General features: G+C 66.0%; 17 protein-coding genes. 13 read left to right on the forward strand and 4 right to left on the reverse strand.

Annotated features, from left to right (window positions below; genetic code table 11):
* Positions 1 to 4 precede the first annotated feature (4 nt).
* The gene (locus H1D44_RS09085; RefSeq protein WP_181514534.1) at positions 5 to 2110 is read right to left on the reverse strand and encodes a TonB-dependent receptor; all 2106 of its coding nucleotides are present in this window, start codon (positions 2108 to 2110) and stop codon (positions 5 to 7) included.
* 132 nt (positions 2111 to 2242) lie between these two features.
* Between H1D44_RS09085 and H1D44_RS09090 the strand changes: the two genes are divergently transcribed.
* The 9 genes from H1D44_RS09090 (at position 2243) to H1D44_RS09130 (ending at position 11482) form a co-directional block, all read left to right on the forward strand.
* Positions 2243 to 3034, forward strand: coding sequence for an ABC transporter permease (locus H1D44_RS09090; RefSeq protein WP_181514535.1), 792 nt, complete (start codon positions 2243 to 2245; stop codon positions 3032 to 3034).
* Positions 3034 to 3774 carry an ABC transporter ATP-binding protein gene (locus H1D44_RS09095; protein WP_181514536.1) on the forward strand — a complete coding sequence of 247 codons (741 nt, stop codon included), beginning with the start codon at positions 3034 to 3036 and terminating at the stop codon, positions 3772 to 3774. Before H1D44_RS09090 ends, H1D44_RS09095 begins: the two co-directional genes overlap by 1 nt.
* Complete coding sequence (locus H1D44_RS09100) at positions 3771 to 4775, forward strand: ABC transporter substrate-binding protein (protein ID WP_181514537.1); 1005 nt, start codon at positions 3771 to 3773, stop codon at positions 4773 to 4775. Before H1D44_RS09095 ends, H1D44_RS09100 begins: the two co-directional genes overlap by 4 nt.
* Positions 4776 to 4786: 11 nt before the next feature.
* Positions 4787 to 5998 (forward strand): NnrS family protein, encoded by a 1212-nt coding sequence (locus H1D44_RS09105; protein ID WP_181514538.1) that lies wholly within the window; start codon positions 4787 to 4789, stop codon positions 5996 to 5998.
* 162 nt (positions 5999 to 6160) lie between these two features.
* A complete protein-coding gene (locus H1D44_RS09110) occupies positions 6161 to 7120 on the forward strand; it encodes a TAXI family TRAP transporter solute-binding subunit (RefSeq protein WP_181514539.1) in 960 nt (319 codons plus the stop codon).
* A 90-nt stretch (positions 7121 to 7210) separates the two neighbouring features.
* A complete protein-coding gene (locus H1D44_RS09115) occupies positions 7211 to 7657 on the forward strand; it encodes a DUF1850 domain-containing protein (protein ID WP_181514540.1) in 447 nt (148 codons plus the stop codon).
* A gap of 9 nt (positions 7658 to 7666) precedes the next feature.
* The gene (locus tag H1D44_RS09120; protein WP_181514541.1) at positions 7667 to 9688 is read left to right on the forward strand and encodes a TRAP transporter permease; all 2022 of its coding nucleotides are present in this window, start codon (positions 7667 to 7669) and stop codon (positions 9686 to 9688) included.
* Positions 9689 to 9810: 122 nt separating this feature from the next.
* A complete protein-coding gene (gene purE / locus H1D44_RS09125; protein ID WP_181514542.1) occupies positions 9811 to 10320 on the forward strand; it encodes a 5-(carboxyamino)imidazole ribonucleotide mutase in 510 nt (169 codons plus the stop codon).
* Positions 10321 to 10342: 22 nt separating this feature from the next.
* Positions 10343 to 11482 carry a 5-(carboxyamino)imidazole ribonucleotide synthase gene (locus tag H1D44_RS09130; protein ID WP_181514543.1) on the forward strand — a complete coding sequence of 380 codons (1140 nt, stop codon included), beginning with the start codon at positions 10343 to 10345 and terminating at the stop codon, positions 11480 to 11482.
* A gap of 65 nt (positions 11483 to 11547) precedes the next feature.
* On the opposite strand, the gene H1D44_RS09135 is transcribed toward H1D44_RS09130, so the two are convergent.
* Positions 11548 to 13569, reverse strand: coding sequence for a PhoX family protein (locus H1D44_RS09135; protein ID WP_181514544.1), 2022 nt, complete (start codon positions 13567 to 13569; stop codon positions 11548 to 11550).
* Positions 13570 to 13789: 220 nt separating this feature from the next.
* Between H1D44_RS09135 and H1D44_RS09140 the strand changes: the two genes are divergently transcribed.
* The 3 genes from H1D44_RS09140 to H1D44_RS09150 all read left to right on the forward strand — a co-directional run bounded on the left by H1D44_RS09140 (position 13790) and on the right by H1D44_RS09150 (position 18465).
* Positions 13790 to 15082: a ferric reductase-like transmembrane domain-containing protein gene (locus H1D44_RS09140; protein ID WP_181514545.1), complete on the forward strand. Its 1293-nt coding sequence runs from the start codon at positions 13790 to 13792 to the stop codon at positions 15080 to 15082.
* Complete coding sequence (locus H1D44_RS09145; protein WP_181514546.1) at positions 15079 to 15915, forward strand: cytochrome b5 domain-containing protein; 837 nt, start codon at positions 15079 to 15081, stop codon at positions 15913 to 15915. Before H1D44_RS09140 ends, H1D44_RS09145 begins: the two co-directional genes overlap by 4 nt.
* A gap of 129 nt (positions 15916 to 16044) precedes the next feature.
* Positions 16045 to 18465, forward strand: coding sequence for an EAL domain-containing protein (locus tag H1D44_RS09150; protein ID WP_181514547.1), 2421 nt, complete (start codon positions 16045 to 16047; stop codon positions 18463 to 18465).
* Here H1D44_RS09150 and H1D44_RS09155 read toward each other — a convergent pair.
* Positions 18391 to 19191, reverse strand: a complete 801-nt coding sequence (locus H1D44_RS09155; protein ID WP_181514548.1) for a TraX family protein — start codon at positions 19189 to 19191, stop codon at positions 18391 to 18393. The two genes, H1D44_RS09150 and H1D44_RS09155, sit on opposite strands and share 75 nt — an antisense overlap.
* A 176-nt stretch (positions 19192 to 19367) precedes the next feature.
* Here H1D44_RS09155 and H1D44_RS09160 point away from each other — a divergent pair, with 176 nt between their 5' ends.
* Complete coding sequence (locus H1D44_RS09160; protein WP_181514549.1) at positions 19368 to 20087, forward strand: glutamine amidotransferase-related protein; 720 nt, start codon at positions 19368 to 19370, stop codon at positions 20085 to 20087.
* A gap of 16 nt (positions 20088 to 20103) precedes the next feature.
* Here H1D44_RS09160 and H1D44_RS09165 read toward each other — a convergent pair whose 3' ends face one another.
* A complete protein-coding gene (locus tag H1D44_RS09165; RefSeq protein WP_181514550.1) occupies positions 20104 to 21354 on the reverse strand; it encodes an NAD(P)/FAD-dependent oxidoreductase in 1251 nt (416 codons plus the stop codon).
* Positions 21355 to 21413: the final 59 nt, after the last annotated feature.

Raw genomic sequence — 21413 nt, forward strand, 5'->3', positions numbered from 1 at the left:
CGCTTCAGAAGCGGCCGCGCAGGCTCAGCAGGGCACCGCGGCCGGGGGCTAGCAGCTCGCCGCCTTCCGGCTGGTCGGTCAAGTGCTCGCGGTAGGTGCGGTCGAACAGGTTGTTGACCTCGAGTCCCACCTCGAAGCTGGACAGTCCCGCCGCCGGGCCGAAGCGCCAGCCCAGACCCAGGTCGGCGGTGGCGTAGCCCGGCGTGCTCGGCTCGGTGCCGTTGGAGAACAGGTCGGCGGTGCGGTCCTGGCTGGCCACGCCGCGGACCTGAGCGTGCCAGTGGAAGCCGACCGGCGGCTGCTGACCGATGCCCAGGGTCGCCTCATGGGCGGGCATCTGGTAGAGCGGCTCGTCATCCTGCTTGTTGGTGCCGCGTAGCCAGGTGAGGCTGCCATCGAGCTGCCAGTGGCCTCCCGCCAGGCTGCCCTCCAGCGGCAGTAAGAAGCCCGCCTCCAGCCCCTGGATTTCAATCCGGTCGAGGTTCTCGGTGCGCTTGATCGGCTGGTTCTGGGCGTTGGTGTCACCAGTGATGCGGCCGGCGATATAGTCGTCGATACGAGTGTGGAACGCGGCCAGGCGATACTCGCCGCGTTCGCTGCGCCCTTTCAGGCCGATTTCCAGGTTGGTGGACTGTTCGGGGTCGAGCTGCGGGTTGCCGACGTGGAAGTAGCCGTCACCGCGGGCGGCGTCCTCGAAGCGTTCGCGCATGTCCGGGGCGCGGTAGGCGCTGCCCAGGCTGACGTAGGGGTTGAGCATCGGCGAGGCGTTGTAGATGGCGCCGACCGACCAGGACAGCGTGTCGCTCTCGCTTCTCAAGCCTTCGGTGGTGGCGTCCGGACCGCTGCCCTTGATATCGGCATCGCCGGTCACGCTGTCGTAGCGAGCGCCGAGCATCAGCGTCCAGTCGTCGAACATGATCTCGTCCTGCAGGAACACCCCGCGGCTCTCGATCACGCCGTTACGAAACGGCGAGGTGGCCACGGCGTTGTTGGAGAGGGGTGGGTTGTACTGGAAGCGCTGAGGGTCGCCGCTCATCTCCCAGGTTTCCGCCCCGACGGTCAGCAGGTGACGTTCACCCAGCGGCAGGCGGTACTGGGCGCGGACCCCGTCAGTGGTAAAGGTGACGTCGTTCCACACCTGGTTGCGCTCCTGGCCACTCGACCAGGCCCGAATCTGACGCAACACCTCCTGTCGATAAAGGCTGGCTTCCAGCGTCCCGGGGCCGATCTCACCTTCGTAGCTGAGCTCGTAAAGCTCACGCTCCTGGCGTGGGGAATGGATGGTCAGGGTACCGAGAGCAGGGTTCGGAGCCTGCTTGGCCGAGCCGGGATACCAGACGTTGCGATCCTCCTGGCCCTGCACGTTGAGCTGGAGGCGATGTCCTTCGGCCAGTCGGAAGGCGTACTTGGCCAGGAAGGCGCTCGATTCGAAGCCGCTGTTCTCGACGCGTCCCGTCGGGGTGTCGTAGTCGCCCACGTCGCGTCCGGTGGCGCCCAGCACCAGGGCGTGATCGGCATTGGAGAGTGTGAGGATCGCACCACCGCCGAGGCTGTCGTCTACGCTGCCGGCACTGGCCGAGAAGCGCCCGCCGATGCTGGGCCGGTCGCTGAACTCGGCCTGAGGCGTGCGCAGGTTGACCGCACCACCCAGGGCACCGGAACCGTGCAGCACCGAGCCGGGACCCTTGACCACTTCGATACTGTCGAGCAGTCCGAGGCTGGCGAACGAGGCCAACGCGCCCTGGGGCTGGGCCGAGTTGAGCCGTACCCCGTCCACCTGCAGCACGATGCTCTCCTTTTTCAGACCGCGCAACACCGGGTTTTGACCCCAACTGCCGTCGCCGTGCACGGCGGTGCCAGGCTGGCCGCGGAACAGGCTGCCGACGCTTTCGCTGGCCGGCGCACGGCTGGCGTCGAGGGTCAGGGTGGCGCTGGGGGTGTCGAGCTCGTCGGCCTCGTAGCCCTTGGCAGTGACCGTCACGCTGGGCAGGTCGAAGGCGCTGCCTTCACCGGCCTGTGCCGGCAGGCTCAGCGTGGCGGCAATCGTCAAGGAGAGTGGGGCAAGAGCGAAGAGGGGGTGGTAGGACAGGGTGCGACGTTGCGTAGGCATTGGGAGCTCCTGTGGGTTGATGTGGTAAATGTAATGCATCTTATAATCATTCTTGTTTGATCCAGGTCAGTAAGCGCCGCCGTTCCCCCAATTAATATCCAATCGTTCTCATTCTTGTTTCAGCGAGGAGCCATGAAGCGATCACTACCGGTGCGAGGCGTCGAGGCGCTGCTGGGTTGGGGGGGAAGCCTGACCGGCGTACTGCTGTTCGTGGCGCTGTGGGAATGGGGCAGTCTGGTCTACGGCAGTTTCCTGCTGCCCGGGCCGCGGGATGCCCTGGCAGCCTTGGGTCGGCTGTGGCAGGAGGGTGCGGCCAGTGCGGTGCTGGCAACGACTTGGCGTGCCATGCTGGGCTTTGCCCTGGCGGCGGCGGTGGGTACGACGCTGGGCATTCTCGCCGGGCTGTCACACGCCCTGGGTAGGGCGCTGCAACCTGTCTCCACCGTGCTGCTGGGCATACCGCCGATTGCCTGGATCGTGCTGGCCATCCTCTGGTTCGGCAGCGGCTCGCTGGCCACGGTCTACACGGTGATGGCCACCTCGCTGCCGGTCAGCTTTGCCGGCGCCCAGATGGGGGCACTGACCCGCGACCGGCGTCTGCAGGAGATGGCCGATGTCTACCAGGTGCCGCCGCTCATGCGCCTGTTCGACTTCCACCTGCCGCATATCGCTTCCTACGTGTTTCCCGCCCTGATCACCTCACTGGGCGTGGCCTGGAAGGTGGCGGTCATGGCCGAGCTGTTTGCCACCGAGGATGGCATCGGCGCCGGTCTGGCCATGGCCCGGGTCAACCTGGACACCGCCGCGGCCATGGCCTGGATCGTGCTGGTGGTCGCACTGCTGCTGGCCGCCGAGCATGGCCTGCTGCGACCGCTGCAGCGGCGCATGGAGCCCTGGCGTCAGCACGGGCGGGGAGGGTTCTGATGCTCAGGCTCGAAGCGGTTGGCCACGTTTTCGGCCGTGATCGAACGCTGGAGACCATCGACCTGACGGTGGCACCGGGAGAGTCGGTGTGCCTGGTGGGGCCTTCGGGCTGCGGCAAGACTACCTTGCTGCGCATTGCTGCCGGCCTGGTCGTGCCCACGGAAGGCATTGTCAGCGATGCGTTTCATCGCAGTGCGGTGGTGTTCCAGGAGCCGAGGCTGCTGCCCTGGCGGCGCCTGCTCGACAATATCGCCCTGGGTCTCAAGGCGACGGCGGTACCGCGTCGCGAGCGCCTGGCTCGGGCCCGGGCGCTGGCCGACGAGCTGGGGCTCGGCGAACGTCACGACCACTATCCCCACGAGCTTTCCGGTGGCATGCAGCAGCGTGTGGCCCTGGCGCGGGCGCTGGCTGTCGATGCCGACCTGCTGCTACTCGACGAGCCCTTTAGCGCCCTCGACGTGGGGCTGCGCAGCGAAGCTCAGACGCTGCTGCTGGGGTTGCTGGGGCGGCGCGGCATCGCCTCGCTGCTGGTCACCCATGACCTGACCGAGGCCCTGCGCCTGGGGCACCGCATTCTGGTGATGTCGCCCTCCCCGGGCCGCATCGTCCACGAGGAGCGCGTCGAGCGGCCCTTCGGCGAGCGCGATGCTGCCTTTCTCTATGAAGCGGCGGGAGCCCTGCTGCGCCAGCCCGCCGTGGCCGACGCTTTCCTCTTCCGTCAATGCGAGGTGACCCCATGATCGACATCCAACGCCGCCAGCTGCTGCAATTCGCTGTTGCTTCGGCCGCCCTGAGCGCTTTTCCGGGGCTGGGCCTGGCGGCCTCCGCCGGACTGCAGGTGGCTTCCCCGCTGGGCCTGCCTCAGGTGATCCTGGCGCGTGCCTTGAGGGATCCGCGCCTCATCGAGCACCTCGGCGAGCGTGAGCTGCGTACCTGGCGCGACCCCGATCAGCTGCGCGCCTGGATTGCCGGCAGCGAAGTCCAGCTCACGGCGACACCCACCAACGTGGCGGCCAACCTCTACAACCGTGGCGTGCCGGTGGTGCTGATGAACGTCAACGTCTGGGGCACGCTGGGGATACTGGGCCTCGACGGCGAACTGGCAAGCCTTGCGGATCTAGCCGGAATCCATGTCGGGGTACCCTGGCGCGGCGACATGCCCGACCTGGTGCTGCGCTACCTGCTGGACCGCGAGGGAATGGAGATCGGCCGTGACCTGCGTGTCACCTATCAGGCCAGCCCCTTCGAGACGGTGCAGACCCTGCTGGCGCAGCGCCTCGATGCCGCCGTGTTGCCCGAGCCGATGCGCACCTCCACGCGCCTGCAGGCATCGTCTCTCGGCCTGGATACGGTCGAACTCGATCTGCAGGCGGAGTGGGCGCGGCTGACGGGAACGCCGCCGGGGCTACCCCAGGCCGGCGTCATCTGTCGACGTGAGCTGTTCGAGTCGCGTCCCGAGTGGATTGTTGCCGTGCAGTCAGCGGTGGCCGGCGCGGTGGACTGGGTGGCGGCCAATCCCGCCGAGGCTGGGCAACTGGGCGCCCGGTACTCGTCGCTGCCGGCCCCGGTGATCGAGGGGGCCATCAAGCGCACGCGGCTCGAGATGCGCAGCGCAACCCAGGCCCGCCCCGAGCTGGAAGGCTTCCTCGGTGCCCTGGCCGAGCTGTCGCCGGCCTTCATTGGCGGGGGGGTGCCCAACGACGGCTTCTACCTGGCCGACGACCTGCCGGCCAGGGGCTAGGGAGGCACGCGATGACGACGACAGCCGCACTCCGTGCCGGCCAGCCGTGGCCGATCCTGGCCTACGCCTTTCGCCCTTTCTTTTTACTTGCCGCGCTCTATGCCCCGCTGGCGCTGTTGCCCTGGGTGGGGCTGCTGTTGCATCAGCTAACGCTGCCGCTCGGCATGTCACCGATGCTGTGGCACGGCCACGAAATGTTGTTCGGCTTCGCCTCGGCGGCGTTGGCCGGCTTCCTGCTCACGGCCATCCCCTCCTGGGCGCGGGTCGAACCGTTGGTCGGCGTCAGGCTGGCGGGGCTGGTGGGGCTGTGGCTGGCCGGGCGGATCGCCTTCTGGTTCGCCGGTGTGCTGCCGGGTTGGCTGGTGGCGGCGATCAACCTGGCCTTCTCGCTCTGGGTGCTGGTCTGGGCGCTGCCGGCCCTGTTCTCCCCCGAGGGGCGGCGGCACCTCAGCTTGGGCCTGCTGGCGGGGCTGTTTCTGCTGGCCCAGCTCGGCTTCTACCTGACCTGGCTCGACCTGCTACCGGCGCAATCCGGTGGCCTGGGCATGCTGCATCTCGCCGCCAACCTGCTGCTGGTGATGATCGCGGTGACCGCCTCGCGCATCGTGCGGGTGATCTCGCAGGTCGCGGTGGGGGAGAGCGGCAGCCCGAGGCCGCTGCGCTTCACGCCGGCCCGCGAGCACCTGGCCGTGGTCACCCTTTGCCTCTTCGCCCTGGCCGATTTCGTCGCCAGGGGGCATCCGGTCACCGGCTGGGTCGCCCTGGCTGCCGCGGCTGCCCAGGCCGACCGTCTCAGCGAATGGCCTTGGGGGCGTGCCATGGGGCGGCTCTACCTCTTGCTGCTGACGCTGGCCTATGCGTGGCTGACGCTGGGCCTGGCGCTGGTGGGTATCGCGGCCTTGAGCGATGGCCTGCCGGCCTATGCCGGACGCCACCTGCTGTTCCTGGGTGCGGTGGGCGGGGCGGTGCTGGCGGTGTTCTGCATCGCCGGGCTGCGTCACACCGGGCGACCGCTGGTGCTGTCGCGGCTGATCTGGCTGGCACTCGTCTGCCTTGTCCTCGGGACGCTGCTGCGCAGTGCGGTGCCGCTCTTCTGGCCGCAGCATTACCTGAGCGGCAGCGTACTGCTGCCCACGCTCTGTTGGCTGCTGACCTTCTGGATTTATGCGCTGAGTTTTGCCCGCATGCTGTTGAGCGCCCGGCCCGATGGTCTGCCGGGCTGAACCGACCTTGGTGGAATTGCCGAAAATCCTCAAGAACGTAGAAACTGTGGATTAGCACCTTCATGCGGGAGCGTGCTAGTTTTTGTCAGGAAGCGGCCGGGCACGCCCGGCTCGCATCCCAGGAACAACCATAAACGATCCGGTTTCAGGACGGAGGATTCCATGCGAGCTCTCAAGTACGCTGCAGCAGCCACGCTGCTGGCCACGGCTCCGCTGGCTGCCGCTCAGCAGCTTTCCATTGCCACCGGCGGTACCGGCGGCGTGTACTATCCCATCGGCGGCGGTTTCGCCGAGATGATCAACAATCACATCGAAGGCTCCACCGCTACGGCGGAAGTGACCGGCGCCTCGGTGGAGAACATGGGCCTGATCATGCGCGGTGACGCCGACCTGGCGCTGGCCCTGGCCGACACCGTCTACCAGGCCTACAACGGCACCGGCGACTTCGAGGGCCGCCAGATCGAGGACACCCGTGCCCTGGCGTCCGTCTACCCTAACGCCGTGCAGTTGGTCACCCTGGCCGATTCCGACATCCAGTCGCTGGAAGATCTGCGCGGCAAGCGCGTCTCGGTCGGCGCACCGGGCAGCGGCACCGAGCTCAACGCCCGCGCCCTGCTGGAAGCCAACGGCATCACCTACGACGATTTCCGTCCGCAGCGCCTGAACTTCAATGAGACCGCCGATGCCATCCGCGATGGCGACATCGACGCCGGCTTCTGGAGCGTGGGGCCGCCCACCAGCTCGATCCTCAACCTGGCGGCGACCCGCGATATCCGTCTGGTTGGCTTCAGCGAGGAGGAGATCGACAACGCTCGCGAAGTCGAGCCCACCTTCGCCGCCTACGAGCTGCGTGCCGGCATGTACGACGGCATGGACGAGGCGGTGCAGACCATCAGTATTCCCAACGTGCTGGTCGTCAACGCCGACATGGACGAGGAGCTGGCCTACCAGCTGACCAAGCTGCTGTTCGAGAACACCGACGAGCTGATTGCCGTGCATCCGGCGGCCAATGACACTACCGTCGATTTCAGCATCGATTCCACGCCGGTGCCGTTCCACGACGGTGCGCTGCGCTACTACGAGGAAGTGGGCGCCGAGGTCCAGGATCACCAGCGTCCGTGATGACCGTATAGCCTGACGCGGTTACTCATGAGTCGCTGCGCCAGGTCTGTCAGCGAGAGTCGCTGCCCACTTTGGGTGGCGACTTTCTGCATGCTGGCCTTGGGCTGCAGCATGGCCTGGGCCGGTGATGCACGTCTGCAAGTGTTGAGCGACGATGACACCCTGCTGGTCGAGCTGCCGATGCCGGAAGGCGAACGCTGGTGCCTGGAGTGGAATCACTCCGTCACGGGTATCCGCGTGCAGGATTGCTATCGCCATGACCAAGGGAGAATGGTGCTGGAACGCAGCCATCAGCCCGATTTTGCCGCCGGACTGGGCCATGTGCCGGGCCGGGGGCGCCAGGTCTCCGACGGCCAGGGCGGCTACTGGATCGAGGAGATCAACGAGCCGGTGGCGGGCAACCGCTACCGACTGAGGGTCGGCTCCGACAGGGTCGACCATAGATTGCTGCATGAGGGTCGCCGGATCAGCCTGAGCGCACTGGCAGCCGGCGAGCGGGTGACGATCCACCTGCGCACCCCTGACACCACCCCTTGAGAGGCGCGCATGAGCGAATCTGCCAACCCTCCCGTCACCGTACCCGGTGGCAATGCCATTCAGCCCCGACCGATCCTGTGGTTGATCACCCTGGTCGCGGTAGGGCTGTCGCTGTTCCAGCTTTACTCCGCCGGTATTCAGCCGCTGGGGTTGTTCTACCAGCGCAGCGTCCACCTGATGCTGATCATGATGCTGGCCTTCCTGATCTTTCCGGTGTTCGGCCCCAACCGCAAGCGCGGCGTGCTGGGCTGGGTGATCGATGCCGCCTTCTTCGCCGGTGCCATGATCACCGGCGGCTACATGGTGCTCTACCTGGATGAGATCATCCGCCGCGCCGGCTTCTGGAGCCAGACCGACATCATCGTCGGCTGCATCGCCGTAGTCACCGTGCTGGAGGCTAGCCGCCGGGCGGTGGGCCTGGGCATGACCATCATCGGCGTGATTGCCATTCTCTATGCCTTTGCCGGGCCGCGCGGCGAGCTGCCGTGGCTTGGCCAGTTCATGCCCGGCATTCTCGAGCACCGTGGCTACAACCTCGACCGGGTGGTGGGCCAGCTCTACCTGGGCCAGGAGGGCATCTTCGGCCTGCCGCTGGGGGTGGCGGCGACTTTCATCTTCGTCTTCGTATTGTTCGGCGCTTTCCTCGAAAGCACCGGCGCCGGCAAGTTCTTCATCGACATGGCCTACGCCGCCACCGGCCGGCAGCGCGGCGGCCCGGCCAAGGCCGCGGTCATCGCTTCGGCTGGCATGGGCTCGATCTCCGGCAGTGCCATCGCCAACGTGGTGACCACCGGCGCCTTCACCATCCCCTTGATGAAGCGCCTGGGCTACAAGCCGCACCAGGCCGGCGGCATCGAGGCGGCGGCATCCACCGGCGGGCAGATCATGCCGCCGCTGATGGGGGCCGGCGCCTTCCTGATCGCCGAGTACACCAACACGCCCTACCTGGACGTGGTCAAGGTGAGCATCCTGCCGGCAATCATGTATTTCGCCACCGTCTATCTGTTCGTGCACATCATCGCCCTCAAGCAGGGCATGCAGGGCATGGCCAGGAGCGAGCTGCCGCAGATGCGCGACGTGCTGCGCGAGGGCTGGCACTTCCTGCTGCCGCTGGCGGTGCTGGTGTGGCTGCTGGCAATGCACATGTCGCCGATGCGGGTGGGCTTCTACGCGGTGGTGACCATGGTCGCCGTGGCCGCGCTGCGCTATGCCATCTGGTTCCTTTTCGTCGCCCCGCGCCAGGGCCAGCCCGTCACCCTGGCCAGCACCGGCCGCGTGGTCTGGGCCGGCTTCCTCAAGCTGGTCGAGGGACTGGAGCTTGGCGCCCGCAACGCCGTGTCGGTCTCCCTGGCCTGCGCCGTGGCCGGCATCATCGTCGGGGTGGTGGGGCTCACCGGCCTGGGGCTCAAGTTCTCCGCCATGATGATGGCCTTCTCCGGCGGTAATATAGTGCTGGCACTGCTGATGGTGCTGCTGGCCAGCCTGATCCTGGGCATGGGCCTGCCGGTCACCGCCAGCTACATCGTGCTGATCGTGCTGGTGGGCCCGGCGCTGACCGCCGAGTTCGGCATCCCGCTGCTGATCGCCCACCTGGTGGTGTTCTGGTACTCCCAGGATTCCAACGTGACGCCACCGATAGCCTTGGCCGGCTTCGCCGGGGCGGCGATCGCCGGCTCCAAGCCCATGGCGACCGGGGTGCAGGCATGGAAGTTCGCCAAGGGCCTCTACCTGATCCCGATGTTCATGGTCTTCAACCCGGAGATCATCATCGGTGGCCCGCTGCACATCCTGGCCTGGAACGGGCTGATCGCGATACTGGCGCTGGGGGCCTTTGCCGCAGCGCTTGAAGGGTACTTGTTCACGCGCATGTCGTGGCTGCCTCGTATCGCCATCTCGGGCGCGATCGTGGCGGTGTTCTATCCCAACTTCATGCTGGAGGCCATCGGGGTGGCGGTAATGATCGTCGCCATCGGCGCCAACTGGTTGGCCAGCCGGCGGGAAACCCACCCGGCCGGCACGGGAACGACATGACGGCTGCGACCGCCTGCACGAGCCGGCGGTCGCTTGCCCGACTGGTCAAGATGACGGCGCCTGCGGGCGCCGTTAGAATACCTGCCCTTCGCCAACCAGCGTCATCACGGGGAACCGCAACTATGCCATCCAACGAGCCGCCACGCGTAGGCGTGATCATGGGGTCGAAATCCGATTGGCCGGTCATGGAGCACGCCGTCACGATGCTCGAGCGCCTGGGCGTGCCCTATGAAACCCGCGTGGTGTCAGCGCATCGTACCCCGGATCTGCTGTTCGACTACGCCAAGGCGGCAGCCGGGCGTGGCTTGCAGGTGATCGTTGCCGGTGCCGGTGGTGCCGCCCACCTGCCGGGCATGGTGGCCTCCCAGACCGCGCTGCCGGTGCTCGGCGTCCCGGTGGAATCCAAGGCGCTGAAGGGGCTCGATTCGCTGCTTTCCATCGTACAGATGCCGGGCGGCATCGCCGTGGGCACGCTGGCGATCGGCAAGGCCGGGGCGACCAATGCCGGCCTGCTGGCGGCCCAGATCGTCGGGTTGCAGGATGAGAAGGTGCGCGCTGAGGTCGAGGCCTTCCGCGCCGAGCAGACGCAGACAGTGCTCGACAATCCAGACCCCCGGCCCGTAGACGAATGAGCCAGCGAGAGGAGACAGCGACATGAATATCGGCGTACTCGGTGCCGGCCAGCTCGGCCGCATGCTGGCCCTGGCCGGCTACCCGCTGGCTAATCGCTTCACCTTCCTCGATACGACCGGCCACCCCAGTGCCGGGATCGGTGATGTCATGGTCTATACCGATCAACACCATCTGCTCGATGACTTCCTGGCCAAGGTCGACCTGGTTACCTACGAGTTCGAGCACCTGCCCGTGGCGCTGGTGCAGGCCATCGAGGAGGTCAAGCCGGTGTACCCCTCGAGCGAGGCGATCCGCATCTGCCAGAACCGCGCCGAAGAGAAGGCGCTGTTCGATCGCCTGGGTATTCCCACGCCGACCTACCGCATCGTGGAGAGCGCCGAGGCGCTGGAAGCGGCGGCCCGGGAGCTGGGCACCCCGGTAGTGGCCAAGTCGGTCACCGAGGGCTACGACGGCAAGGGCCAGGCGGTGTTGCGTGACCCTGCCGAGGCGGCTGAGGCCTGGCGTTCGATCAATCATCCCAAGCTGATCGTCGAGGCCTTCGTCGACTTCGTGCGCGAGGTGTCGATCATCGCCGTGCGCGGCCGCGAGGGCGAGATGGCCTTCTACCCCATGGCCGAAAACGTGCACGTGGACGGCATCCTGCGTTACTCGCTGGCGCCGATGCCGGATCTCGACGAAGCAGTGCAGCAGACCGCCGACGGCTATATTCGCGCGCTGCTCGATGAACTGGACTACGTCGGCGTGCTGACCCTGGAGCTGTTCCAGACCCGCGACGGCAAGCTGCTGGCCAACGAGATGGCGCCTCGGGTACACAATTCCGGCCATTGGACCATGGACGGCGCGGTGACCAGCCAGTTCGAAAACCATCTGCGCGCGATCCAGGGCCTGCCGCTGGGTGCCACTGCAGCGCGCATGCCGACCTGCATGGTCAACGTGATCGGCCAAGAGGGCGATCCGGCGGCAATACTCGCCATCTCCGATGCCCACCTGCACCGCTACGACAAGAGCGAGCGCCCCGGGCGCAAGCTGGCCCACGTCAACCTGCTAGCGTCGACCCACGGCGAGCTGCTGGAAAAGGTCCACGGCTGTGCCTGGCTGCTGCCCGAAGCGCCGGAGCCGCGCTTCAGCTTCGAGGATGCGTTCCGCCAGGGCAACCTCTAACCACGCAATCGACGTAACGTAGCGAGCCCCGCCATTGGCGGGGCTCGCTGTTTTTTGCCTCTCTCTTATGCGCCGATGATGCCGCCGTCCTCTCGGGTAATCACCAGCGTCGCCGAACGCGGAATGGCATTGCCACCGTCCGGCCAGTGGCTGACCAGCTCGCCGGCGGCGAACGCCTCGGCGCTGGTAGTGGCGCCGGGGTGCTGCACGTTGACGAACATGGTGCGCTGGTCCGGGGTAGTGATCACGCCGGTGATCTCCTGGCCGATGGGGCCGGTGAGGAAGCGGCGGATTTCGCCGGTTTCTGGGTTGGCGACCAGCATCTGGTTGTTGCCGAACACCTCGTGGATGCCACTGTTCATCACCGATTCACTGATGTCGCTCTGGATCCATACGCGGCGGTCCGGGTCGATCCACAGCCCGTCGGGGCTGGAGAAGATCGCCTCCTGGCCCAGCGGCTCGCCGGCCAGGTCGCGGCCGCTCTCAGTGTCGCCCGCCAGCACGAAGATATCCCACGCGAAGCGCTCGGCGGCGTGGGTGCCGTCCTCCTGCCAGCGAATGATGTGGCCGAAGTGGTTCTCGGCGCGTGGGTTGGCGGCGTCGACCTGCTCTTCGCTGCGGCGGGTGTTGTTGGTCAGGGTGAAGTAGACCTGGCCTGTGGCCGGGTCGACGGCGCCCCACTCGGGGCGGTCCATCTTGGTGGCGCCGACGTGGTCGGCTGCGCTGCGGGTGTTGACCAGGATGTCGGCCAGCTCGGCGAAGCCGTTCTCCGGCGTCAGGCCGTTCTGGCCCGGGGCCAGGGCCAGCCACTCGCCGCTGCCGTCGTCGTTGAACCTGGCGACGTAGAGCGTGCCCTCGTCGAGCAGCGAGCCGTCGGCGTTGGAGGCTTCGTAGGGTCGCGCCGAGACGAACTTGTAGATGTATTCGAAGCGGGCGTCGTCGCCCGAGTAGGCCACTACCGGCTGGCCTTCCACTGCCGGGGCGAAGATCACCCCTTCATGGGCGAAGCGGCCCAGGTGGGTGCGCTTGATCGGCGTGCTCTGCGGATCGAAGGGGTCGATCTCCACCATGTAGCCGAAGGCGTGGGGCTCGTTGCGGTAGTCCTCGCTGGGTGCGGCGCCACGGGAAGTGGCGTCGAAGCGCACGAACTCGTCGGCGCCGCCCTGGGCGCGGTGCCATTGGTAACGGCCTTCGGCGCGCGTCTCGATGCCGTAGCGGCTCTGGCGACGGTCGATCTCGGCATCCTCGTTGGCAAAGTAGCCAGCCCAGTTCTCTTCGGCGGCCAGGTAGGTGTTCCACGGCGTAACGCCGTGGGCGCAGTTGTTCAGGGTGCCGCGGGTCATGCGGCCGTCGGGACTGTACTTCGTCACCACGTGCTCGGTGCCTGCCACCGGCCCGGCCAATTGCATCGGCGTAAGGCCGGTAACGCGGCGGTTGAGGCGATCCTGCACCACCTGCCACTGGCCGTCGTCACCCTGACGCACCCGCACCACCGAAACGCCATGGGCATTGAGTTCCTTGCGTACCTGGTCGGCATCGCGGCTGCCGTCCTCATGCTGCGGGAAGCCGTTGCGGTCCAGGGGCATTCCAGCGGCTGCGGCATGCAGGAAGCGCGGTTCGATATATTCGTGATTGAGGACCAGCAGGCCATCGCGAGAGCTGCCGTCGATAGCGAAGTAGTGCATGCCGTCGTGGTGGCTGCCGATCTGGTGGGCCTGGTTCTCGCCGCTGGCATCCAGCGAGAAAGCCGGCATGTCGCCGCTGATCGGTGTGCCCCATGGAATGAAGGCCTGCACCCGGTAGCCCTCCGGCACCACCACGCTGTCGCCGGTGCCGACGGGAATCGCCTTGAAGCCGATGCTGGGCGCCTCAACGCCTGGCCCAGCGGCCAGTGCCCGGCCGAAGGGCAGCTGCGTTGCCATGACGCCAGCGACCGCCGCCGCCAGGCTGCCGCGCAGCAGTGTGCGACGGCTCAAGCGCGTCTCCAGGATGTCGCCAAAATAGGCGTTGCCGGAAGCGTTGCTCATCGGCTCGTCGCCGGCGGCAAGGATGGGGTCGACATGGCCGGGGTTCTGCGGCTGGTTCATGTGCTGCCTCGCAATAGGATGGAGATTGGCGAGGCTCGATCATGCCGCCCATATGTGGCGCTTCCGTGTATAGGAGATGGCGGTTGCATGACGTTGCCGTGACTGAGGGAGGCGATGAATGGATATGCGTCATGTCTGATGCTCTTCAGCTTTGTTGAACTGGCAGAGTCTGTACAATCGGCAACAATGGTAGACACGATGGGACACAGGGGGCTCAGCGATGCCTTGGCTTCGCCGAAGCGGTGACGTTTTCCTGATAGTACTGATTTTTCTGCCCCTGCTGGTGGCACTGCCTCGCCTGGGCGGGCCCGGCGGGCCGCCTGGGGAGTGGCTGACCTGGGTCGGCCAGGTGAGCGGTATTCTGGCTCTGGCCATGATGTTGCTGGCGGGTGCGGTGAGCTGCCGGGTGCCGGGATTCGACCGCTATTTCGGTGGGCTGACGCGGCTCTGGCGTATTCACCACTGGTTGGGCTTTGCCTCCTTCATCCTGGTGATGATTCACGCCCTGGCGCTCGGGCTTGCCGCGGTGCCAGCTTCCCTGGATGCAGCGGTGGCCACGCTCTTTCCGCCGCTCTCCCACGGCGCTCTCTGGCTCGGCTGGCTCGCCTGGGCGGCCATGGTGATCTTTCTGGCGCCTACCTTCGACTTCTTCGGCCAGCCTCACTATCAACGCTGGAAACATCTGCATCTGGTGTCGGCGGCGGCACTGCTGCTGGGGCTCTGGCATGCCCTGTTGCTGGCCGGCGAGGCCTGGCCATGGTGGCTGCTGGGTATCGCCGGGCTTGGCGCCATCGCCTGGCGCAAGGGCGTGGCACCGCAGCGGCGTCACGCCTACCGGGTAGAGGAGGTAGTGCCGCTGGCGCGCGGCGTGGTCGAGCTGGTGCTTCGCCCTGAGCACCAGGGCATACGTCACGTGACGGGACAGTTCGTCTACCTGACGCCGCTGGATCAGACGCTCTCCGCCGGGCGTGGCGAGGAGCATCCCTACACCATCGCTTCGGCGCCCTCGGACGGTCGGCTGCGCATCGGGATCAAAGACCTGGGCGATGCCAGCCACGCCCTGCAAACGGTGACTCCGGGAACCCGAGCGCTGATCGAAGGCCCCTACGGGGAGTTCTTCGAACGCCGCTTTCCGGAGCGAGACATGCTCTGGCTCGGTGGTGGCATCGGCATCACTCCTTTCGTGGGTGGTGCTCGCGACCTCGCGACAGGAGCCGTCATGGAGGGGCGCATTCACCTGTTCTATCTTGCCAGCGACGCCGTTCGCGCCTATTACCAGGAAGAACTGGTCGACATTGCCGAGCGGGTCGAGGGGTTCACCTTCACCCAGCACTACTCCCGGGAGAAAGGGGTAATGACCGAGGCCTACCTGCGCCAGTACTGCCCGGACTTCACCGAGCGTGAAATCTACATTTGCGGTCCCCCAGGAATGAATCACCACCTCAACCGACTGCTGCTCGACCAGGGAATTCCCGCCTCACGCATCCACAGCGAGGTCTTTGATTTCCTATGAATATCAATAAGATCGCTTATTCTGCCTTTATCGCCTTCGTGGCCAGCCTGTTTACCCTGGTCTCGATCAGCGCACTCTCCAGTAGCGAGCGTGAAGAACAGGACGATACCGACCTGGATCCCATCACCCTCGATGAACTGGCCGAGCATGACAGCGCCGAGAGCTGCTGGAAGGCCATTCATGGCAGGGTCTACGACTTCACCGACTACTTTCCCGACCATCCCACCGACGAGGAGGTGTTTCTCGAGTGGTGCGGCAGAGAGTCCACCGAGGGTTGGGACAACAAGCGCCCCGGCGTACCCCACAGTGCACGGGCCGAATCAATGCTCGACGAGTACCTGATCGGACGCCTGGTGGACGAGGAGGGCGAGCCGCTCGAGCCCGAGGCCGCCCCCGAAGAGATCGTCGAGGATGAGGAGCGCGAGGCGCGGCTCTCGCCCGCCGAGGATGAGCGCCTGCACCGGGCGCTGCTGGGGTTGCCCCTGGATGGCCGCTATCGTGGCGTGTTCAGCGATGGCGGCGAAATGCAGGTCAACGTGCAGTTCGACCTGCGCGACGGCCGGATGTCGAACATCAGCTACCGGTACCTGGCTTATCGCGGCGTCGATTACCGGCAATTGGAGGAAGATGACGAACTCTATGCGGTGTTGGAGCAGCACCGGCAGCTGGCCGAGCGCCTCGAGGGTCAGCCTGTGACGGCCATCTTCGCGCTCTACGAGCCCGAGCGTCTGGCCGACGATATCGACGGCTACAGCGGTGCGACCCTGCGCGGCAACAAGGTCCACTCCGCTTTTCGGGATGCCCTCAACCGCGGTGTGTACAGCTGGCCCTAGCTCATCGGTACCAACGGGTTGATGCGGCCTGTCGAGTCGGGTAATGCCATGCGTTGAGACGCATGCTCGCCAAGCCCGGCTTGATCGGTTAAAGATAGGAGTCTCCAACAATAACCCCGGGAACCGGGCATGCCCTTACCGCTTCAGGACGAGCCACCGTTTACCGAAGTCGAGTTGGACCTTTCTCACCGACGTCAGCTGGCCCATGAGCAGGTGCGCCTGCTCTACGAGCGGCTATGGCAGCCATTACTCACGAGCGTGCTGGCAGCATGCCTGCTGGTGGCCGCCATGTGGCCGTTCACGTCTCCTGTGCTACTGCTAGTCTGGCTTGCAGCCATGTTTCTGGTATCCGGTGGCCGTCTCTGGTTGGCCTGGCACTACCACCGCCAGCCGGAAGAGGTGCGCCGCAGGCGCCGCTGGCTCTATCGCTTTGCCTGGGGAGCCGGTATTGCTGCCCTGCTGTGGGGGGCGGCCGGCCTGCTCATGTTCACCATGGAGCATCATGGCCAGCTTGCGGCGCTGGCCATCGTTCTCACGGGTATTGCGGCCGGCGGGGTGACCACTCTCTCTTCGGTGGCGTGGATAGCACCGGTCTACGTGCTGGTCGTGCTGCTGCCGTTGCTGGGGCAGTTGTTGGCGCAGGGCGACTCCCTGGCGCTGCTGCTCTCGGCCATGGTGGTGCTGTTGCTGGGCCTGGTGCTGGTGACCAGTCGCCGGCTGCATCGAAACATTAGTGACAATATCGCCTTGCGCTTGATCGTTTCGTCGCGAGAGCGTCAGCTGCGCGTCAGTGAAGCGCGCTACCGTGCTATTTTCCGCCACACCCCGCTGGGGGTGATGCACTTCGACCGCCAGGGCAAGGTGGTGGATTGCAACGAGATGTGCCTCGATATCCTGGGGGCCAGCCGTCAGCGGCTGTTGGGTATCAACCTCCTGACTCAGCTCGAGGACGAGCGTGTGAGCAAGGCGGTACGCGATGCCCTGGAGAGCGGCACCGGCTATTTCGAGGGGACTTACCGCAACCTGTTCAGCGGCAAGAAGACCCCGCTGCGGGCTTTCTACAGCGCTCTGCGCAACGAAGCGGGCGAGGTGGTGGGCGGAGTCGCGGTCATCGAGGACTTTACGGAGCGAAAGCTGGCGGAAGAGACCATCCATCGCCAGGCCTACTTCGACCCGCTGACCGAACTGCCCAACCGACGGCTGCTGATCGAGACGCTGGCTTCGACTATCCGCGATCGGCGTGACGATGGGCGCGTAGGGCTGTTGATGTTCCTCGACCTTGATCGCTTCAAGATCATCAACGACACCCTGGGACATGCGGTGGGCGATGAATTGCTGCGCCAGGTCAGCAAGCGCTTGTTGCTGAGCATCGACGACAGCGCTATGGCGGCGCGCCTCAGCGGCGACGAATTCGTCGTGATGATGCCGACCTTGAGCGCTGATCGAGCGGCCGAGCTGGAGCGGGCCGAGCAGCGAGCCGAGCGGCTGCTTGCCACCTTGAGAAGAACCTATGATCTGGGCGAACAGCGCATCAGCGTCACGCCGAGCATCGGCTACACCATCTTCCCCCTGGGCGACGAAGACGTGGGCGACGTGCTGCGCCACGCAGATACCGCGATGTATCAGGCCAAGCTCAGGGGGCGCGCTCAGATCTGTGGCTACGAGCCCTCCATGCAGACCCAGCTCAGCTGGCGGCTTGAGATGGAGCAGGCGCTGCGCCTGGCGCTGGTGGAAGGACAACTGAGCATTGCCTTCCAGCCTCAGCTCGACCAGGGCGAGCGGATCATCGGTGGCGAAGCGCTGATGCGCTGGAAACATCCTCGGCACGGCTGGGTCTCGCCCGAGGTGTTCATCGCCATCGCCGAGGAGAGCGACCTGATCGTCGAACTCGAGACCTGGATGCTTGAGCGCTGCTGTGAGCTGCTGGCCCGTCTCCCGGCCTCGGTCCTGCCGCGCCTGTCGGTCAATATCAGCGTCCGCCACTTCACTCAGCCCGGTTTCGTCGAAGGCCTTACCTGGGTCACCGGCACCCATGGCATCGACCCGGCTCGACTGGTAGTGGAGCTGACCGAAAGCATCATGATCGACGGCCTGGAGGATGCCATCGAAAGGATGCAGGCCCTCAAGCGGCTCGGCGTGCACCTGGCGCTGGATGACTTCGGTACCGGGTTCTCGTCACTTTCCTACCTGAAGTCCCTGCCGCTGGATGAACTCAAGATCGACCGCAGCTTCGTCAGTAGTCTCGATACCGATTGCAATGATGCGGCCATCGTGGAAACGGTGTTGGCCATGGCTCAGCACCTGGGTATCGATGTGGTCGCCGAGGGCGTGGAGAACGAGGCGCAGCGGCAGTTCCTGCTGCAGCGTGGCTGTGGCCTGTATCAGGGCTACCACTTCCACCGCCCCATGCTGGTCGAAGCCTTCGAGACGTTGCTCATGGGCCAGGGCGTTGCCCCCGTTACGGGCAGTGCCATGTCAGCCGAGTCCTCCGCTGGCCCAGAGCCACAGGGCGATCAGCGCGAAATGACCGGGATACCAGGTAAGCCATAGCCGCCGGGGCATCTCCAGCGGCACCCCCGGGGTGGTTCGGTGAGCGCCGGCGGCCAGCCATAGCACGGCGAGGCAGGTCGCGACGGTAAACGATTTCGCCATGTCCGTAGCGTTCATCAAACCAGCCACGACCAGCAGCGGCGTTGCCAGGGCGGCGGCAATCAGGCGCTCGGTAAGCTCTTCACCGGCGCTGTGCAGATGATGCATGGCAAGCATGAACAGCGGCACCAGCAGCAGGCCGCGATGGCTGTATTCCACCCAGTCGCCCAGCAGATACCAGAGCGTCAGCGTGGCGGTCACCGCCGTTGCCAGCCAGAGGCTGCTCAGGCTGCCGCTGCGGTGACGCTCGAGCAGGTCGCGCAGCCAGGCGCCCCAGGCCAATCCCAGCGCCAGGGTGAAGCAGACGTTCAGGAGAAAGGCATCGGAGGCCCGCGGCATCAGCATGAAGGGCAGCTGTGCCGCAATCCCGATGACCAGGATTCGCCGCGCATAGCGCATGGGGTTGCGGGTATTGAACAAGCCGTGCCAGGCAACCATGGCGGCGAACAGCGGGAAGGCGATACGGCCCAGTGACGAGCCGGCCCAGTCGAGTTCCCACGCGCTGGGGAAAACGTAGCGGGTCAGGTGGTCGATGGTCATGGTGGCCAGTGCCAGCCACTGCCCCCAACCCGTCCAGGTAGATGCAGGGCGTTCCGGCACCGTACCGGCAGCGGTCTGCACGGTCATCGCGACGCTCCTTGTCCTTTTGACGACACCAGTGGGACCGAGGCGCTGTGCCTGGAGTTCCGAAGACCCTTTGCGTTTTCCCTGAACGAAGCGCGATATTGCTACGTTGGACTTGGTCGTCGGCACCGCCAATGGCAGGCTGAAAAAAAGAAAGCTTGCTGAAAGGAGATTCACCGATGCGTATCGGGCTACTGCAGTGCGATGACGTGGCGCCGGAGCTGCGCGAGGCTCATGGCAACTACCCGGAGATGTTCGCGGCACTTTTTCACCGGGTCGACCCGACATTGGAATTTCGTGTCTGGCGCTGCCTGGACGGCGAGATCCCCGACGATATCGACGCCGTGGATGCCTGGATGACCACCGGTTCCAAGCATGGTGTCAACGACGGACTGGCCTGGGTCGACCAGTTGTGCAGTTTCGTGCGCGAGCTGTGGCGGGCCGGCAAGCCGCTGGTGGGCATCTGTTTCGGCCACCAGCTGATGGCCAAGGCGCTGGGTGGCGAAGTGGTCAAGAGCGAGCGGGGCTGGGGCGTGGGCATGTCGTTCAACCGCGTCACCACGCGGGCGGCGTGGATGGAGCCGTGGCAGCCGGGCATCGACCTGCTTGTCAGCCACCAGGACCAGGTCGAGGTCCTGCCCCCCGAGGCTACCGTCGTGGGCGGTAGCGACTTCTGCCCCCACTACCTGATGCAGATCGGCGAGCACTTCCTCGGCGTGCAGGGCCACCCCGAATTCACCAAGGCCTATTCCCGCGACTTGATGGACCTGCGTCGCGAACTGGTCGGCGACGAGCGGGTGAGCCAGGGAGAAACATCGCTGGCAGCCTCGGTGGACGATACGCTGATGGCGCGCTGGATACTAAACTTCCTGCGCCGCGCGATAGAAGCGAAAAACTGAGTTATAACGGCCCGGCTCAGCAAAAACGCCCGGCGCCGCAGCCGGACAGCCAGCCGGGGGCTTCGCCCTTGAGGCTCTCGGCCAGCAGGCGTCCGGTGGTGGCGGCCAGGGTGAGGCCCAAGTGGCCGTGGCCAAAAGCGTAGCTCACGCCGGGCAGTGTCGATGCAGGGCCGATCACCGGCAGCGAGTCGGGCAGCGAGGGGCGCAGGCCCAGCCAGGTGTGGCTCGGTTCGCCGAGGGGGCCGAACAGCTGCTCGGCATGCCGGCGAATATAGTCGAGACGCCGGGGATTGATCGGGTCGTCGTTGTGACCCAGCTCCACGGTACCGGCAATTCGCAGGCGGCCCTGCATCGGTGTGAGATAGAAAGCGTACTCCCCCGGGCTACAGGGGCGGCTGACCAGCTCCTTGGCAGTGGGGAACTCCAGATGATAGCCGCGCTCGGAGATCAGCGGGATGCGGTCGCCGGCGGCCAGCGCCAACGGGCGCGACCAGGTGCCGGCGGCGATGACCACCCTTTCGGCCAGCCAGGCGCCCTGAGCGGTATCGATGTGAACACGGCCGCCGTGGGATTCGAGATCCAGTGCCTTGGTGCGCACCAGCCGAACGCCGCGGCGTTGCAGGCGTTCGCTCAGCTGCTGGGCCAGCGTCAGCGGGTCGCTGACGTGGCAGGCGTCGGGAAACAGGATGCCGCCCTGGGCAAGTCCCTCGAGGGCCGGCTCCAGCCCCGCCAGCGCCTTGGCGTCGAGATGCTCCTGCAGAACGCCGAAGCGCTCGCGCTCGGAAAGCTCGGCCTGGGCCTCGCGCCAGCCCTTGGCACTGAGATAGAAGCACAGGCTGCCGCGCCGCTGCAGAAGGGTGCCGTTGTCCTCCAGGTCGTCGAGGATGGTTAGCCAGTCATTCACCGCAGGCCTTAGCAGCTCACCCAGGACCTGGGTGGCCTGGGCGGCACTGCGAGGATTGGCGCGCTGCATGAAGCGCCACAGCCAAGGGGCGAGCCCGGGCAGATGTCGCCAGCGCAGATGGAAGGGCGAGTGTGGCGACAGCAGAAGCCCCGGGGCTTGCCGCCAGATGGCGGGCTGGGCCAGGGGCTCGATGGCGTAGTTGGCCAGCACGCCAGCGTTGCCCGACGAGGTGGCCGAGCCCGGCGGCTCCGGGTCCAGCAGCGTGACCTCGAAGCCACGCCGCTGCAAGTGCCAGGCACAGGCCAGGCCGACGATGCCTGCGCCGATGACCAGTATCTCTGCGTGTTGCGGTGACTCCCTCATGGCAGCCCTTCATTCACCGGACTTTTCTCGAAGGCCTTATCATGCATGAGATCACGCAG

The organism is Billgrantia kenyensis, from assembly GCF_013697085.1.
Taxonomy (GTDB): domain Bacteria; phylum Pseudomonadota; class Gammaproteobacteria; order Pseudomonadales; family Halomonadaceae; genus Halomonas; species Halomonas kenyensis.